The 17,967-nt window shown below is 56.3% G+C and carries 11 protein-coding genes and 4 pseudogenes (1 of these 15 running past the window's edge); 2 read left to right on the top strand and 13 right to left on the bottom strand.

All coding sequences use genetic code 11. The features are described 5' to 3' along the window. From THECO_RS07425 to tnpA, 12 genes and pseudogenes are all read right to left on the bottom strand, one after another. Window positions 1-852: the 5' portion of a carbohydrate ABC transporter permease gene (locus THECO_RS07425; protein WP_015254423.1), read on the bottom strand. It extends 33 nt beyond the left edge of the window; only the first 852 of its 885 coding nucleotides appear in the window; its start codon is at window positions 850-852; its stop codon lies beyond the left edge, outside the window. 22 nt (window positions 853-874) lie between these two features. Further along, window positions 875-1,753 (bottom strand): carbohydrate ABC transporter permease, encoded by an 879-nt coding sequence (locus tag THECO_RS07420; RefSeq protein WP_015254422.1) that lies wholly within the window; start codon window positions 1,751-1,753, stop codon window positions 875-877. Between the two features lie 23 nt (window positions 1,754-1,776). Next, on the bottom strand, window positions 1,777-3,117 hold the full coding sequence (locus tag THECO_RS07415; protein WP_015254421.1) for an ABC transporter substrate-binding protein: 1,341 nt from the start codon (window positions 3,115-3,117) through the stop codon (window positions 1,777-1,779). A 98-nt stretch (window positions 3,118-3,215) separates the two neighbouring features. After that, entirely contained in the window at window positions 3,216-4,778 is a 1,563-nt protein-coding gene (locus THECO_RS07410) for a response regulator (RefSeq protein ID WP_015254420.1), read from the bottom strand. After that, window positions 4,753-6,537: a cache domain-containing sensor histidine kinase gene (locus tag THECO_RS07405; protein ID WP_015254419.1), complete on the bottom strand. Its 1,785-nt coding sequence runs from the start codon at window positions 6,535-6,537 to the stop codon at window positions 4,753-4,755. The genes THECO_RS07410 and THECO_RS07405 overlap by 26 nt, the downstream gene beginning before the upstream one ends. Window positions 6,538-6,720: 183 nt before the next feature. Next, window positions 6,721-8,085, bottom strand: a complete 1,365-nt coding sequence (locus tag THECO_RS07400; RefSeq protein WP_015254418.1) for an IS1182 family transposase — start codon at window positions 8,083-8,085, stop codon at window positions 6,721-6,723. A 433-nt stretch (window positions 8,086-8,518) separates the two neighbouring features. After that, window positions 8,519-9,910 (bottom strand): annotated as a pseudogene (tnpC, locus tag THECO_RS07395) (IS66 family transposase); the annotation flags it as partial. 64 nt (window positions 9,911-9,974) lie between these two features. After that, window positions 9,975-10,730, bottom strand: a complete 756-nt coding sequence (gene istB / locus THECO_RS07390) for an IS21-like element helper ATPase IstB (RefSeq protein ID WP_015253556.1) — start codon at window positions 10,728-10,730, stop codon at window positions 9,975-9,977. After that, complete coding sequence (istA, locus tag THECO_RS07385) at window positions 10,727-12,268, bottom strand: IS21 family transposase (RefSeq protein ID WP_015253855.1); 1,542 nt, start codon at window positions 12,266-12,268, stop codon at window positions 10,727-10,729. Before istA ends, istB begins: the two co-directional genes overlap by 4 nt. A gap of 134 nt (window positions 12,269-12,402) precedes the next feature. Next, window positions 12,403-12,585, bottom strand: a pseudogene (locus THECO_RS07380) (transposase domain-containing protein); the annotation flags it as partial. Window positions 12,586-12,653: 68 nt separating this feature from the next. Then, complete coding sequence (gene tnpB / locus THECO_RS07375) at window positions 12,654-13,007, bottom strand: IS66 family insertion sequence element accessory protein TnpB (protein ID WP_015254416.1); 354 nt, start codon at window positions 13,005-13,007, stop codon at window positions 12,654-12,656. Next, entirely contained in the window at window positions 13,001-13,336 is a 336-nt protein-coding gene (tnpA, locus tag THECO_RS07370) for an IS66 family insertion sequence element accessory protein TnpA (protein ID WP_015254415.1), read from the bottom strand. Before tnpA ends, tnpB begins: the two co-directional genes overlap by 7 nt. Before the next feature lie 227 nt (window positions 13,337-13,563). Here tnpA and THECO_RS07365 point away from each other — a divergent pair. Then, window positions 13,564-14,867, top strand: a pseudogene (locus THECO_RS07365) (IS1380 family transposase). A 254-nt stretch (window positions 14,868-15,121) separates the two neighbouring features. Next, a pseudogene (locus THECO_RS21060) lies at window positions 15,122-16,329 on the top strand (ISNCY family transposase). A gap of 155 nt (window positions 16,330-16,484) precedes the next feature. Here THECO_RS21060 and THECO_RS07350 read toward each other — a convergent pair. Next, a complete protein-coding gene (locus THECO_RS07350) occupies window positions 16,485-17,831 on the bottom strand; it encodes an ISLre2 family transposase (RefSeq protein WP_015254412.1) in 1,347 nt (448 codons plus the stop codon). Window positions 17,832-17,967 lie beyond the last annotated feature (136 nt).

The raw sequence follows: 17,967 nt of genomic DNA, 5'->3' as shown, positions 1-17,967 counted from the left end.
GATGATGTACCGCTGGCCGAGCAGATACACGATCAGGACCGGAACGACCGCGATCGAGGAACCGGCCATCATCAGCGTCCAGTCGGTGATGTACATGCCGCGGAACAGGTTGAGCAGGAGCGGCACGGTGAACTTCTCCGGCGTGTTCAGAAAGATGAGCGGGCCGAAAAAGTTGTTCCACATCCCGAGGAACGTGAAGATGCCGAGGGCCGCCAGCGCCGGCTGCACGAGCGGCAGCATGATCCGCCAGTACAGCGTCCAGCGGTTCGCGCCGTCGACGATCGCCGCTTCTTCCAGTTCGCTCGGCACGCTCTTCATGAACTGCCGCAGCAGGAACACGCCGAATGCGTTGAACAGCGCCGACGGCACGATGATCGCCAGATGGCTGTCGAGCCAGCCGATCTGCTTCATGATGAGGTACAGCGGGATGATCGTCACCTGGCCGGGAATCATCATCGTCGCGAGGAACAGCACGAACAGCGGTTCGCGCAGCGGGAACCGGACTTTGGCGAACGCGTACGCGGCCATCGAGCAGGTCACGAGCTGGGCCGTCACGACGATGATGTTGATGTAGAAGCTGTTGAAGTACGCCCGGTCGAACGGCAGCGCCTCCCACGACCGCTTGAAATTGCCGAACACCCACGGATCGGGAATCCACTTGGGCGGAATGAGGAACACCTGCGACAAATCTTTCAGCGAGCTGAGCACCATCCAGACGAACGGGGCCACCATGATCAGGGCACCCGCCGCCACGATCAGGTGCAGCACCAGTTCCGCCGCCAGACTCCGCTTTCGCGGGCGGCCCGCCGCCGCGAGCGGCGCCCGCGTCCGACCGATCGCCGGGTTATGCATGCGTCGTCAACCTCCTTCCGCGTCAGTTGGCATAATGGACCCATCGTTTCGACGCGTACATCTGCAGCAGCGTCAGCGCCAGGATGATGAAGAACAGGATCACCGCGGCGGCGGCGCTTTTGCCGAACGTGAAGTCGATGAAGCCAAGCTGGTAAATATGGTAGACCATCGTGTAGCTCGCCTTGGCGGGGCCGCCCCCGGTCATGACGAACGACTGGTCGAACACCTGGAACGATCCGATGACCGACATGATCGTCGCGAAGAACGTGGTCGGCGACAGGAGCGGCAGCGTGATGTGCCAGAATCGGCGGAATCCGCTCGCCCCGTCGATTTCCGCCGCCTCGTAATAGACGGACGGGATGTTCTGCAGGCCCGCCAGGAACAGCACCATGTTCGAGCCGAGCCCCCACCAGACGCTGAGCATCGCGATCGACGGAATGACGAACTTCTGGTCGGTAAGCCAGTTCGGGCCCTGGATGCCGAACCATTGGCGAAGATAGACGTTGATCAGGCCGAAGTCGGCGTTCAGGAGCCACAGCCAGATGATCGACACCGCGATCGAGCTGGTGACGACCGGCATGAAATAGAACAGCCGGTAAATGATCTTTCCGCGGATCTTGTTCAGCGCGACCGCGACCAGAATGGCCAGAAAGATGCCGACCGGAACGACCAGCAGCGTGTAGTAGGCGGTGTTGATCAGCGCGATCCGGAAATTCTCGTCGCGAAACGTGGCGATGAAGTTGTCCAGGCCGATAAATTGTCCCGCGCCGAACCCGTCCCACTTCATCATGCTGAGACCGAACGTCGACAGCAGCGGAATGAGCGAGAAGGCGAGCAGGCCGAGAAGTTGGGGGGATACGAAGACGTATCCCCAGATCGCGTCAGCGGTTCGTCTGTTCATGGAAGCCAACCTCTCTTTCGTGGCTACTTGCCCGCTTTGTACTCCGCGATTTTCTTGTTGGCTTTTTCTCCGAGCGTTTGCAGGATCGAATCCGGGTTGCCGCCTTTCAACCAGAACGCCTCCAGTTCGTCGGTGATCACCTTGCTCAGCCCCGGAACGCCCGCCTCATGCGGCGTGAGCGCGTAGCCGACCTGGCGCGTCTCAAGGAAATACTTCGCGTGCTCCGGAATATTGCCTTCCAATACGACCTCGTCGACGCCGGCAATCGAAGGCACCGCGTTTCCGCCGCCTTTCAGGCGGAACAGTTGGCCTTCCTTCGAGACGAACTCGGAGATGAACTGCCACGTTTCGTTCTTGTGCTTCGTATTCTTGTTCATCACGATGTACGCCGTCGGAATGCCGGCCGGCTCGAGCTTCTTGCCCGTATTGGTCGGCCAGGGCACGATGTCGAATTCGAGGCTCTGGTTCTGCTTGAAAATCGGCAAATACCAGCGTCCCGCCGTCACGAACGCCACCTGGTTGGACATGAACATCGCGTCGGCGCCCTGCCCTTTCGGCAACGTACCGGCGAAGGTGAAGTTTTTCGCCTGCACGTTGTCGTAGAGGAACTTGAACGCTTCGGCCGCCTTGCCGTCCTTGTGCGCGATGAATTCGCCATTCGCGTCGTCGTAGATTTTGCCGCCGTTGCTCGTGATCCAGCTGTAATAGGGCCCCCACCAGTTACCAAGGATATAGCCGTATTTGCCGGTCGCCCGCACTTTTTCCACCATCGACTTGAACGTCTCCCAATTCCACTGCCCTTTCTCGTACAGGTCCGCCGGCATCTCGGTCACGCCGGCATCCTTCAGCACTTTCTTGTTGTACCAAAAGACCATCGGGTTGCAGTCGACCGTCAGGCCGTAGATCTTGCCGTCTTTCCTCGCGGCGCCCCACAGCCCTTCGAAAAAGTCCGTTTCCTTGATCTTGCTGTCCGACTGCTTGAGGTACGGCGTCAGTTCTTCGATCGTTCCGTTCTCGATCAGCTTGACGATCGTGCCGTCCCCCGCGTAGAACGCATCCGGGGCGGTTCCGCCGCTCAACTGGGTCAAAATTTTCTGTTCGTATTCGCCGGGAATGGGGATCAATTCGGCCTCGATGTTCGGATGTTTCGCGTTGAACTCCTTGGTGAATTCCTGGAAGCGCGTCAACTCGCCGGGATTCCCCCAGGTCGCCCACTTGATTTTCACTTTCTCGCCCTGTCCGCCTTGCGACGAACCGCCCGTTCCGCCCGTCTTGGCGTCTCCTCCGCCGCAGCCGGCGAGCGCCAGAGCCATCGCCATCGTCGCCAGCCATACGGGGCGGGTGCGCCGAATCCAACCTTTCATTGGACAATCCCCCTTCAGATAAAATGATTGCGCTTTCAATTGTAGACGGGCGACATTCCCCAATGTAACCGCTTTTATTCCGAAAAGGTGGAGTACATTCAGGACTTGAACTTATGCTCCCGAAACTCGGCCGGGGACATTTTCATCACCTTTTTGAACAGCCGGCTGAAATATTTCACGTCGTTAAACCCGGACAATTCCGCCACTTCGTAGATTTTCAGCGGCGTTGTCTGCAGCAGTTCCTTTGCGCGGTCCAGGCGGAGGCGGATCAGGTAATCGATGAAGTTTTGACCGGTGACGCGCTTGAAGATTTCGCTGAAATAGTTTTTGCTGACGCATACGTGGTCGGCGACCTCCTGTAGACCGATTTTCTCCGTATACCGGCTTTGCATGTATTCCACGGCCTGCGCGACGATATGGCGGTAAAACCGGTTGTCCCTCCCGTCCGCATCACACTCCGGCGCCCACAGGCAGTCGAACGACTCCCGCACGAACTGCCGCACCTCGTCCGCCGTTTCCAGCTGGCGCAGCGTCTCCAGCCACACGCCGAATTCGCCGTTCGTTCGTTTTTTGGAGACGGAAAACAGCGACAACAGCTGCTGCGCCTCCCGATATACCTGCGCAGGGGTCCGACGTTCGGGCGTCCACGCGCCGCAGATCTCCGCCAGGCAGGCGGACGCCTTGTCCTTCAACGAATCGGCCAGCGCCTGCCGCAGGTCGTCGTACAGGCGCGAACCGTCGTGATCGGTGCGCGGCGGCGACGGTTCGTACGTATGCAAGCGTCCCGGCCCCCGGTAAAACCGCGCCTGCGCCGCTTCCCATCCCTCGCGATAGGCCTGCCGGAACGTCGGCAAGCCTTGATGCCGCATACTGACGCCGATGGAGAACGAATGGCCTTTGGCGGACAGCGTCCGCTGCAGCCGTTCCAACCGCTCGTTCCATGCGGAAGGTTGGTCCTGGCCGTCAGGCACGACGGCGATCAGCTGCCCTTCCCGGCCCCGCAGCGCCAGGCCGTCCCCGCCTTTCTCGTAGAATGTCTCCTGCGCGTCCTCGATCAATATCTCCAGGTACAGGCCGCCCTCCTCCGCGCATAGTTTGGCCGCGCCGTCGGGCAGGACGACCGCGACCCGGTAGCCCGTCTTCAGCCACGGCAGCGCCGCCGCGAGTTCCGCTTCCACCGGCTCGCCGGCCAGACAGCGGATCATCGCCTTCTCCAGCTCCTGGCGATGCTCCGCCAATTCCTGCCGCTTCATCCGGTCGAACAGTTCGTTCCGTCTGCGCTCTTCCTCGATCTGCCGCTTCACCTTCTCGAGAATGTCCCGCAGATCGTCGTTGCCGAGCGTCGGCTTCAGCAGGTAGTCGGAGGCGCCGAGGCGCATGCCTTCACGGACGTACTCGAAGTCGCTGTGGCAGCTCAGCAGGATCACCTTGACCCGCGGACGCCGCTGGCGAATGAACCGCATCAGCTCCAGGCCGTCCATGACCGGCATGGCGATGTCCGTCATCAGGATGTCGACTTCGTCCCGCTCGATCCAGGGCAGAGCGGTCCTGCCGTTGGACGCCTCCCCGACGATCCGGAACCCATGCGCCTCCCAATCGAACGTCGAGCGCAAGCCCACCCGGGCGAGCGCCTCGTCATCGACCAACAGCACCCGATACATGTGCATCCTCCTCCCGAATCGGCAGCCGCAGTTCCACCAGCGTCCCTTCGCCTTCCCGGCTGTGAACCCGGACGCCGTACGGCGGGCCGTAATACAGTTGCAGCGTTTGGTGCACGTGACTCAGGCCGAGCCCCGTCATGCCGCGGCGCTTCGCGTTCCGACCGGCGTCCAGCAGCCCCGGCAGCTTGTCCGGCGGAATGCCGATGCCGTCGTCCTCGATTTCGATGACCGCATCCGTACCCTCCTCCCGGACGCGAATCCGGATTGAACCGCCGCTGTCTTTGGGGGCGATCCCGTGAAAAATCGCGTTTTCGACGAGCGGCTGCAGCAGCATGCGCGGCATGACCATCCCTTCGAGCCGGGGCGGACACCGGACGTCGAGCGACAGCCGGTGGCTGTACCGATACTGCTGGATCATGACGTACTTGCGCAGCAGTTCGAACTCCTCGCTCATCCGGATGAACGGGCCGCTGCGTTCGAGGCTGGCTTCCAGCAGATGAACGAGCGCGGCGATCGCGTGATCGACGTCGTCCGTTTTCTGCAGCTTGGCGAGCCAGCGGATCGAATTGAGCGTATTGTACAGAAAATGAGGGTTGATTTGATGCCGGAGCGCGCGAATCTCCGCCTTCTTCTTTTCGGCCTCTTCTTCCGCGATGCGGCGGATCAAGAGGTCGATCCGTGCGATCATGTGGTTGAAGCTTGTGCCCAGCTGTCCGATTTCCGTCCGGCCGAGATACTTGCTGCGCACGGTCAGGTCTCCCTGTTCGCCCCGTTTCATCAACTTGCTGAGATACACCAGCGGCCGGCCGATCCGGTGCGCCACGTACACGCCCATGACCGCCGCCACGGCGATCGACGACAGCGCGATCCAGATCGTCAGGTTGCGGATCTGGAGCGACCCTTCGACCAACTCGCGGACGGGAACGACGCCGACAACCCGCCATCCGTTATCGAGCATCCCCGGGATGACCAGCATGTCGCCCCCGGATTCGCGCTGCACCTCCATCCGCTCCGGCAGCCGCAGATCCGACCGGTGCCCGTACCGCGACGGATCGGGATGGTACATGAATGCGTTTTCATAATTGACGAGAAACGTGTGGCCCGTCTTTCCGAACTGCAGATCGGCCATCGCGCCGGTCAGCATGCTGCCCTTGACTTCCATGAAAATGACACCCAGCACTTTCCCCGACTCCCGGTCCTTCAGCGTCCGCCCCATTCCGAACACCGGAATCCCGGTCTCGACCCCTTTCAGGTATGAGATTTTGCTCAACCCGAACCATACGGCGCGTCCGTCCGCGGCCAGAATCGCTTTGTACCAGTCCGTCTCCCACGGGTCGACGAATCCGGCCATGTTCGAGCTGAGCACCGAATTGCGCCGGTTGACGTCGAGGATGAAAATGTCGACGATCTCGGGAGAATTGGCGATCGCCGAAATCAGCAAATCTTTCGCCTCCGCATTCAATCGGGTGACTTCATACTCGTCGTCCGCCGGGTCGCCGGCCACGGCGTCGCGGATCGTTTTCCGGCTCGCGAGCAGTACGGACACATCGTCGAGCTGCTTGAACATGAGGTTCAGTTTGTCGCTGGCCTGTTGAATCGTCAGCGCCGCCACGCGGCTGACCTGATCCTCGATCATGCGCGCCGACTTGACGTACGACAAGTACCCGCCGATCAGAACCGGCACGATCATGCTGACGAAAAACAGCACGAACAGCCGAACGGCGATGGAATCGAAACTTCGCCACGCGCGCTGGATCATGGTTGTCCCTCCCGACGGCATGATGATGGGGCGTACTGCTATTATACAATAAAAAGAGCGTTGGCGTTATGCCAACGCTCAGACTGAAGAGAAAAGCGCTTTCCCCGCGCTTTGATTTGAATGAACGTTACCCGTCGCCCAGCTTATACCGTGCAAATGCGCCTGAAAAACGAGAATCGCCCTTCAACTGGCTTTCTTGGCCAGGTGGAGGGCGATCTTTTTGATGTTTTGTACGGTTGCCGTCAGCAAGGCTTGTTCTTGAACATTTGCCCTCCCTCGCAAACGACAATAGCGAAGCCCGTGGAGCTCTTTGGCATCCGCAAAGCTTCGCTCAATCGTTTGGTATCGGAGTCGGTACAAATATTTCCCTGACCTGCTCAGCCGATTAAATCGTACCCATTCCTTACTGTCTTCCCAAACATGGCGGGTGACCACCTTCTGCTTGTTTCGGGATCGGGTACATTGGGCCAGTAAGGAACAGTCTTTGCATGTGTTCGGATCCGATTTGTACTCCCGATATCCTTCGCGATTCGTTGTGGCGTACTTCAGTTCGTGCTTGGCCGGACAGATATACACATTCCGCTCAGGGTCGTACTTGAACCGCCATTTCTTCAGGAGTCCTTTGACCGGCGTAAAAGCCCGTCCCCCAATGACGGCAAACACCTTCATCTGATGAAGTTCCTTGCAAATATAGGACGTCAAGTAACCCGCATCCAACGCAACTGCTTCGAGTGTGTGAGCAAAACCAAACTTTTCGATTTGGTGTTTGAGCCGATCCATATAGGGCACCGAGTCGGGAACATTACCTGGCGTGATGTAAACGTCGGTAATGATGTTGAACTTGTGATCGACCGTACGATGGTCCAAATAGAAGAACCCTTCCGGTTTGCCGTCACGAACCATATAGCCGCTGTCCGGGTCGGTCGTGCTGACCTTGATTTCTCTTGTCTCGATCACCTCCTCACGGTCTTTCAGCGGCTTTTTTCCCTGTTGTCGCCGGTCCTCCTCAATGGCCTGTTCCAATTCATGGAGGTACTCCTGCGGTGTACGTTCCACAACTTGAACGGTGTATTTCCGCTTATTCGCGTTGGCCTTCAAATGGGTGGAGTCCGTGATGAGCACCCGACCGCCGACCATCCGGTGGCGGATCGCCAAACGAACGATCTCATCGAAAATATCCTGAAACACGGTCGTACCCTTGAAGCGATATCGACGATTCCAGCTAATGGTCGTGTGGTCGGGTGCTTTTTTGGACAAGCCAAGCCCCAGAAACCAACGGTAAGCGATATTCATATTGATTTCCTGCTCCAGTTGACGCTCCGAGCGTATCCCATACAAGTAGCCAATGAACAGCATTTTAAAGAGCATGACGGGATCGATGGAGGGGCGACCGTGCGTTTCACTGTAATATGGACGCACTTTTTCGGTAATGAACGAGAAGTCGATATGCCGGGCGATGATCCGGAGAAGATGATCTTCGGGAACCATGTGCTCAATGCAGACCAGCTCATAATCCAATTGAGGGTCTGGCTGATGGGTATGAAGCATGAAGAACACCGCGCTTTCTGTGATTTCTAACAATCACATTATATCACATTAACGCGGTGTCGTGTTAAATAATTTGAACATAAAGAAAGACTGCCGAGACTTTCTCGACAGTCTGAGACCACTGTCCAGCAGTGGTCTTGTGTTATCCGTCAATGGATATAGCAACTCCGAAGTACGCTATATGCGCGTTCGGTCGGAAATGCCTATAACAAGAGTTTGCTGGGAATGAGGAATTTGGGCATCAGCAAACAAATGGCTGCCTTCATGAAGGCCCCACTGTTGATTTTGTTCATATCCAAATGGAAAAATAGCAGGTTTCATTCCCAGTCAACTCCTTCCTTGTTTCCTAATTTTCCTAATATTAATCGAGCGAAGTTTGTAAGCGTCAAATAGCCCCCACCTGTCAATCAGATGAGGGCTATGATACATTGGATTATGATTGAGGCGCTCGGCAAGTCAGCGGCAAGGATGACGACCAGGGCAAAAGCCGGTCCAGTGCCTCCGGATCTTTCGGATTCTCAAGCTGCGGTAGTTGCTCAAACAGATACTTCAAGTATTGGAACGGGTTCAGCCCGTTCTCATTCGCCGTTTCAATCACGCTGTAGATCGTCGCGCTGGCCTTTGCGCCGCGAGGCGTATTGGCGAACAGCCAGTTCTTACGTCCAATCACGAACGGCTTGATCGACCGCTCGCTGCGGTTGTTGTCAAGCTCCAGACGTCCGTCTTTCAGGAAGGCCGTCAGCTTGTCCCACTGGTTCAGGCTATATGCAATCGCCTGTCCCAGCAGACTTTTCGGCAGCGTACGGGACCGCTGCTTTTGAAGCCATGCCAAATAAGCCTCCAGAATGGGCTTGCTTCGCTCCATTCGGACGGCTTGGCGTTCTTCCGGCGACGCGTCCTTCAGCTCCCGCTCAATTGCAAAGAGCTCATTGCAGAACGCAAGTCCCTGATGGGCCGCCGTTTCGGTTTTCGATTGTCCGGCGGGCAATGCCTTCAGCGCCTCGTCGAACTTGCGGCGCGCATGGGCCCAACATCCGACGAGCGTGACGCCTTGCACCTTGTGATAGCCGGAATACCCGTCGACGTGCAGGTAGCCCTTGAATCCCGAAAGAAACTCTCGCGGATGCGCCCCGTTTCGCGTCGGCTTGTAGTCGTACAGGACGATCGGCGGACCCGTTCGCCCGGTCCGATACAGCCACAGATACGACTGCGACTCGGCCGGTTTGCCCGGCTCGCGCAGCACCTGCAGCGTCGTCTCGTCCGCATGCAGAATGTCCTGCTTCAGCAAATGCTCGCGCATGCGGTCCACAAGCGGCGACAGCCACTTGGCGCCGTACATCATCCAGTTCGCCAGCGTCTGCCGCGAGATCGAAAGCCCCAGACGGGCAAACTGCTGCTCCTGCCGGTACAGCGGCTGGCTATCCACGTACTTCTGCGTCATGACATATGCCATACTCGAAGGAGAAGCGAGGCTGCCCGGATAGACGGGTTTCGGCATCGGAGCGGTCACGATCGGCGTGCGGATCTCCTCGCGCTCGCAGCGACGGCAGGCATACACCTTGCGCACATGCCGCACCACTTTTGCCTGTGCCGGGATGATCTCGATTTCGTTGCGCGTTTCGGTGCTCATCTCATGAAGCGTACCGCCGCAGCACGAGCAGACCCGCTCGTCCTCGCCAAGCTCATACGTTACCGTCTCGATTGGCAGTTGATCCAGCCTGGTTTCGCGCTTGCCGGTTGGCTTGCGGCGCTCGTACGTGATCTTCTCCGTCGGCGGCTCCTCGCCTTCGGGCGTGGCAAGCACTTCCGCTTCGTTGAACAGATCGAATGCCAACTGATTGTAACCGTCAAGTACCTTTGAACAAATTTCGCGAATTTATTTTCAACAACTAGAAATTTCCAAATATGGTTTGGCGGTGCTTGAGCCGGTAGCTGTCTCCTGTCAGGTGAATCACCTCGCTTCGATGCAGGATCCGGTCCAGAATGGCGGTTGTGACGGCCGGATCCCCGAGCAGTTCTCCCCAATCTTCCGGTCCTTTGTTGGATGTCAGGATGATGGAGGCCTGCCCATACAGTTTGTTGATCAACTGAAAGAACAAGTGAGCCTCCTGCCGATCCAGCGCCATGAACATCAGATCGTCCAGAATCACCAGATCGGAACGGATGATCCGATTCACCCGCAGCTGGGCGTTTCGGGAAATCTCTTGCGTCTTCAAGAGATGCAACAACTGATCCATCGTGACGAAACTGACGCTATATCCTTGATTCAATGCCTCGACGCCCAGTCCAATCGCCAGATGCGTCTTCCCGACGCCGGGCGGGCCCAGAAAGAGCAAGTTATAATGCTGCTCCAGCCACATCAGTTCCCGAAGTTGCTGCAACTGACGTTGTCCCAGGGACGGTTGTTCGTCGACCCGAAATTCGTCCAACGTTTTCAGTTCCGGGAACGCGGCGCGTTTGTACCGACGGGCAAACTGCTTTTCTTCCCGTTTTTTCAACTCGTACGAAAGCACGCGCTGCAAACACTGGCGGTAACTCCACTGCCTGGTTTCGGCTTCCATCAGGAGTTCGTCCAGCGCCCCAGCGGCGGCGGTTAACTGCAGCGCGCTGAATACGGACTTCAGTTCCATCGTCGCTTCACTCATCGGGCTCCCTCCAGGATGGCTTGATATACGTCAAACGGGCGAACTTGCGGCTTCATCTTCAGTTTCTGCCGTTCCGGCTCGCTGAGCAACCGGACATCGGTCGGAACGGCTGGTGCCGCGGCCGATTTCAGAGCCGCGTAATAGTGCAGGGCATCCACGAAATCCGTGGCCTGGTAGAGTCGATGTTTCAGACAATAGGCCAACGCTTGCGCCAGCACATCCGGATCCGCGTCTTTGGCGTGTCGATCGATCCATTGCAACTGGTCCCGAATGTAACGCGGTTTTTGTTCCCGGATGACCGCCAGATAGGATCGGGCTTGCGCCGGTTCTGGAAAGCGGGCGGCCACGTGTTCCATATAGGCGCCAATCCCTTTGGAACGATCCCGGGCATGGTTGGTGTTTTTGATGAGTTTGCCTTTACCCGCATGCAGCGGATGGCGGGCCAGTTCCTCGCCGGTTGCCGGATCGAACGCCACCAACTGCTTGTCCGGCGTCACGCGAATCTCCACAGACGTGTCCGTGCCGGTGTAGGTGCCAAGCGGCAGCGAGTACCGGTTCCCCTGAAAGACAATCGTATTGTCTTTTCGCACCCGTCTTGTTATACTGGGTGCAGAATTGGTTTGTATTTTTTCGGGAACCGGCAGGAGATGGCGCCGCTCTTCGGCGAACACGTCCGCCGGTATTTTTTTGGTCGTGTGATGCATCCGCCCGTTTCCGGTTCGGTTCAACCAAGCCAAACAGTCTTCGTTCCACCGGTCGATGTGGGTAAACGTCCGATGGCGCGCAAAGTTGCGTTTGACGAAACCGACGACGTTTTCCACCCGCCCCTTGCTTTCCGGATCTTGCTTGCGGCACATGCGAATCTGAAATCTGCGCTGCCGGACGTAGGCGGCAAATTCGGCCGTCAGAATCAGATCGCCGTGGTTTTCGCTTACAAGCAGAAGATGATCCTGGTCATAGACGATCTCGCGAGTCATGCCGCCGAAAAATTCAAAGGCGTTCTCGTGGCAGCGGATCACATCCGCCGTGGTAAACGGTCGATCCTGCCATTCCACGTATTTGTACCGGGAATGGGACAGGACAAACGTGATGCACCATAACCGTACGGGATGCTGATGAAGATCGTGCGTTCTCGTTTCGCCGAAGTCAACTTGCATCTGCTGTCCCATGGGCGGGTCTTCCACCGCTTCGTACTGGCGCATCGGTTTGCTTTTCGGGATACCATGCCGCTCACGCAAGTGCCGGACGAAGTGCCGAACGGTGCTCTCGCAGACGTTGGCATCCAAGCGCCGTTCCTTCAACCAGTCATGAATCTGAGCGGCCGATAGGTCCGGATATTCCCGCAACCATTGAAGAACTTGGGATTCAAACGGATCCAGCTTCTTTCGCCGCGTCTTCACCGATTCGATGAATGCCTGCATTTCTTCCGGCGACATGTTCAGATATTTGTACACGGTGTTTCGAGAAATGTTCAGTTTGCGGGCTATCTGTGAAACATTGAGCCCCAACTGTTTCAGTTGATAGATTTCAATGTACATAGGCCACCTTTCCGCAGATTTCATTCTCCTCACCCTACACTGATGAATTTCCAGCTTGATTATATCGGGTGAGGGAGAATCAGGGAATTCGTGTTCAAGATTATTTCGTGTTTCTTGTTAATTTTATTTTAGCGGTTACACTGATCCGGATGCGTCTTTTCGCTTGAGGCGCCAAAGCGCTTCTTCTGCGCCAACCGGAACTGTTCTTCGTACCATTTAAGTTTGGCCGAAAGTTCGGCCACTTGCTGCTCCAGCCTGGCAAGCTGTGTCGCATATTCTTCGATGGTAAGGGTGGGATGATCCGCTCGATTTTCCATGCGTTAGCATTTCGACGAGCCGGCCTCGATGCCTGCTGCAAGATGCGGCGAAACGGTGAACGTTTGCATTAAATGACGGTTTCGGCCATCACTTTCGGATGTGCCTGCCGCTGACTCAGCTCCAGTCCGTCGAGCAACCAGCGAAGCTGGCGGCTGGTGACGGTGACCGTTGCTTCATGGCCGCTTGGCCACTTGAACGTCCCGCGTTCGAGACGGCGGTAGAACAGCCAGAATCCGTTGTGTTCCCAGTACAAGATCTTGAGCTTGTTACGCTCGCGGTTGCAAAACACGAACAGGCATGGCGAGAACGGGTCAAGGCCGAAGCTTTCCTGAACGAGCGCGGCCAAAGAGTCGATGGACTTGCGCAGGTCGGTTGGTCCAAGGGCCAGGTAAACGCGCTGGACTCCGGCTAGCGTCAGCATGATGCTTCACCCAACGCACGAACGACTTCGCGGAGCAGACCGGGGTCGAAGCCGGCATGAAGTTCGATCCGCGCTTTTCCAACGCAAACCGCCAGAAAGGACGAGACGTCAGATTTCGGATGGCCGTCGGCAACTGTAAGCGGCACCCAGCGGTTGGGGGATGGCGAAGAAGGAGAGGGCGGCAACTTTTTCGCCTTGTAGAGCCAGTACTTCAGTTGATCGAGGGTGCAATGATTGGCGGCGCACCAGGCGGACATGGTCATGCCGCTGGCGCGATAGTCGGCAATGCGCGCGGCCCAGAATTGACGGCGTTGTTCTCGGGAAGTCATGGCTAGGCAACCTCCTGTTCAGTGGATTGCCTTCATTTTGCATGGATGTTGCAGGGTGTTGAAGGTGGGAAAGGTTTGACGCTTACCGAAGTTTAAAAGTCAGAGAAAATTACTATTATCCTGAATTTCGAAAGTGCGATCCTATGAAAACATAAAAAAGTGCCCAAATCTTTGGTAGAATGGTGTTTATCGAGAACACTACACCCAAAGAGAGGAGCACCTTTTAGGTGAAGTCTACCACACCCATCAGCAAAATCAAGACCGAATTTTCCCTACAGAACGCGACCAATTTCGGCGGCATCAAAATCTTCCTGGAATACCTCGAAAAAATCAAGTTTGCCGCTGCTTTACAAAGGCTGTCATGCATGAAAGCAAACAACTCGCTGTTCCCCGTCTACCGTATTCTGCTTTATCTCGTCGTCGGCTGGATGCTCGGCTGCGAACGCCTCTTCCATTTCCGCAAGCTACAGCAAGACTCGCTTCTAAAGCGGTTTCTCGGTGGACGCTGTCCGCACCATTCGCTGTTATACAAAGAGTTGTCGCGTCTTAGCAAATCGCACCCGAACTTGTTGACTGAGCTGCGGTCGCTCAATCAGGAAATCATTGGACCTTGTTTACCAGAGGCTCTCATTCTGGACCTTGACTCCACCGTTGAAACCGTATATGGCGATCAGGGCGGAGCGGCTAAAGGCACGAACCCGCATAAGCCCGGCCGTAAGAGTTATCATCCTTTGCTGGCCTTCGAAGGACAGTCTCGTCTATGTTTGAATGCCGTTCTACGTTCGGGCAATACGCACTCCTCCACGGATGCGTCAGCTTTTCTTCACCAAACCTTCGAACTGCTGAGGGAGCATCCGGTGAAGTACGCGAGGTTCGATAAGGGCTTCGGCGGTGAAGATTTCTACGGCCTGTGGGAAGGCAAAGGAATCGGTTACGTCGGAAAGTTGAAATGGACAAAGCGCCTTGCAGAACAAGTCGCAGCCTGCCGGTACTGGAAACGATTCGTCGATGAAGACTGGATCATCGAAGGGATTACGATCATCTACAAAGCGACATCTTGGGAGAAGGCGCGCCGCGTAGCGATTGTTCGCAAGGCACACAGTCGTCGGATGAAGGCCAGACCCGCATGGTGTTCGATTCGGATTGGCAATACGAAGCGATCGTCACCAATCTCGAATGGGAGCCGCTTGATCTGTGGCGCTTCTACAACCAACGCTGTTGCATGGAGAACTATATCAAGGAAGCGAAGAACGGCTTCTCCATTGATAGAATTGCGACGAGCGAATTTGAGGCGAATGAACTCGACTTGTTGATCAAATTACTCGCCTACAATTTGTTCGAGCGATTCAAGCGAAGCTGCTGCGAACCGGTACATCAAGGTTACACAATCGCACGGTTCCGATTAGAGTTCTTCCATTGCGCAGCAACGATTATTCGGCATAGCCGCAACATCATTCTCAAGCTGGCGAAAGACTTTGCAAACCGGTATGCATGGCAACGAATAGAAGCCAGGATCGCACTTTTGGAATGAAAACCCCTAAATTTAACATGGAAGAAATCGCAGCCTCTTCATTGGGGAGGGGGAAAGTGTATCCACATAATGTTGACTTGAACCGAACGAACTGGGAAATCGCCACATTCTTACAGCTAGTTTGGCAGTTCCACTATATACAGCGTTTGATATTACGGGCTTTCGAAATTTAGGATTATGTGTTGTTGTTCTGTGATATTGTCAGGGTGTAACTGATCCGAGAAAATGTCAGTATGAGCAAGGAGCAGATCACCTTGACGAAGAGTGAACTGAAACGCGTTATGGTTCTTGAAAAATGGATCGATGGCCGTCTCGCGGAACAGGATGTCGCGCGCATTCTTGGCATCAGTATTCGGCAAGCGTATCGGCTCAAGGCCAAATATCGTCACGGAGGTGCACAAGCCATCGCTCATGGGAATCGGGGCCGTAAGCCCGCTCATACCTTGGCCGATTCGCTTAAACAACGCGTTATGCTCTTGTATCAGGAGCGCTACTTCGGAAGCAATGCCACCCACTTTGCCGAGCTGTTGGCCGAACACGAAAACATCCATTTAAGCGTCTCTTCGGTCCGCCGCATTCTGCTGGAAGGCGGGTTGCGTCCCGCGCGGCTGCGCCGTCGTCCGAAGGCTCACCGACCCCGGCCCCGCAAACCTCAGGCGGGCATGCTGTGGCAGATCGATGCTTCTCCCTATGCCTGGCTGGAGGATCGCGGTCCCATGCTCACCCTGCACGGCATCATCGATGACGCCACCGGGGAAGTCATCGCGGCCACCTTCCGCCCGACCGAAACACTGGAGGGCTACGTGACCGTCATGATCGAGGGGCTTAGGCGCAAAGGCGTACCGCTTGCGCTCTACAGCGACCAACACTCCATTTTTCACCCGCCCAAGGGCAAGCCGACCCTCGAGCAGGAATTGGCCGGTGAGCCGCCGTCGCTTTCCACCTTCGGGCAGGCCCTCGCCGATCTGGGCATTACCCATATCGAGGCGCTGTCTCCTCAGGCCAAAGGACGGATCGAACGGCTCTGGCAAACGTTCCAGGACCGCCTGGTGATCGAACTTAGGTCGCACCACAAAATGCCGAACCGGCCTACCGTCCGCTGCCCGAAACACCCCTGGAGCACATCTTCGCCCGGCGGCAATACCGGCGAATCAGCGGCGGGCAGACGTTCTCCTGGAAAGGGAAATGCTACATGCCAAAGCCCGTCCCCGGTGTTCCGCGCTGGGAAGCAAAGAGCGTCGTCGAAGTGCGTGTCGGCATGGATGGACAAGTGTGGCTGTGGGATCAAGGGCGGGCCTGGCCTTGTGTGGAGACGCAGGCCTCACAGACCCCGGCGCCAACAATGGCCAAAAAAGAAGCGGTGCCTGCGTCCCCTCGCAAGCCCGCTGCCAACCATCCCTGGAGAAAACCATTCTCCAGGAAGCAATACCAGCAAAGTAAGCGTAGCACAGCCAGCGGGTAACAGGCAAGATCCGCGGATGGAATGGTCAGTGTCAAGCTAGCGTGGGCAGTTATCTAAGGTCTTGGAACGCGGACCCCTGAAAGAACCTCTGCCTTGTAAGCGCTTTGCTTTGTTTTTTTGTTCAATAAATGTAATTTGTTTGAATTTTTTTACTGTTATCCGCGAAGAGCTTTTAGCGCCATCCCTGTTGTGCTGCTTTGCTTTGGTCCTTGCAGTAAGCGAATCATTCCCGTAATACAACCCTTAACCGGTTGCGTCGCGTTCTTGAGCAATTGCCGCATGTTTATGTGCTGCTGTGACGTTGCCTGCTTACCCGCATACCCTTTAATCGTTCTTTCAATCCTGACGACTTCTTTCATCCTCATCATCGTCCTCAGCATCGCTCTGACGCCTCGCTCACTCCAACTGTACCCGCCGCGCTTCGTCCGCTTGGCGAACACACGCATCTGCGATTCCGCGCTTCCCATCGGGCGCATACCGTTTGTGTCGATTCCTTCCGCTTGGAGTATTTTTCGGTAGTCGTCCAAATGCTTCTCGTGCCGCTTCAGATAGCTTTTATACAGCTTCCAATCCTTCCGGTTTTCTTCCGCGATCTCTTGCTCCGACACGCCTGCCAAGGCCGCCATAAGCGCGGCTGCGTCCTGTTTGGCCAGCGACCGTCTCACGGTCTCCCACACCTTCGGTAAATGTCCGACAAAACGTTTCAAATCACGCGCCACATGAAAGCGGTCCAGCATGTACAGGCATTGGTGAAAGTAGGATGTACATTCCCCGATCCACCCCGCGCCGTCTCCGTTCACCACAAGCCACGTGTTCTCGTCGATTTCGTAACGCTCCACCAGAAAGTCCCCGAACCCTTCCCAGAAGTTGCCGCCGCTCGTATGCAGGTAATGCTGTTTATTCTTCAGCCGCACTCGCTTGCCGCTCTTCTCCCAGCCTTCGTGTACGACAGCGATTGCGTTCTCCATCCCACGCTTCTTGCTCCGCTGCAGCTTCGTGTATAGCCCATCCACTTCCACGAACAATACTCGCGCTGGGCGTCGCTTCACCTCAGACATCGGCTGTTCCGCACGCTCAATCAGTTTTTCCCTGATCGCTTGGTGGCTCAGCACATTGTATCCCAGGAGCTGCTCCAGCCGCTTAGCGCTGTCCCGGTACGACGGTCCTTGGCTGGCGAATGCGATGGCTGTCTCTTCCAAATGCGGACTGACTTTCCCGCGCCCTTCGAATTGCAACAGCTGATCCAGCAGATACACGTGTTTGCCGCTTCTACGGTCACAGTACAATCTCCGCTTAAAGCGCACATTCCCGAACACTGTGTTGACGCTTGTTTCACGCTCGTCCTTTACTCGATAACGCTCTCGGTCCCGTTGCTCCAGGATCTGCTGATCCAGCGCCTCCAGCACCTGCTTCATCGCACGAGCGAATTCCTCCTGCATTTTCCGAAATATCCATTGCTCAATCTCTTTCATTGTCGGCATTGTTGTGGTAATGTTGCTCACAGGAGCTTCCTCCTTCTTGGTGTGTTGTGCGCAAACATCACTTTACCAAGGGAGAAGCTCTTTTTCTATGTCCGCTTTTTCCAATTCCTACACCCACGAAGATTTTACACTAACGCTCGGCATTCAAAGCAGAATC

The sequence above is a fragment of the Thermobacillus composti KWC4 genome, assembly GCF_000227705.2.
GTDB lineage: Bacteria > Bacillota > Bacilli > Paenibacillales > Paenibacillaceae > Thermobacillus > Thermobacillus xylanilyticus.
The sequence above is the reverse complement of the archived record's forward strand: the minus strand, read 5'-3'. Positions and strand labels throughout refer to the sequence as shown.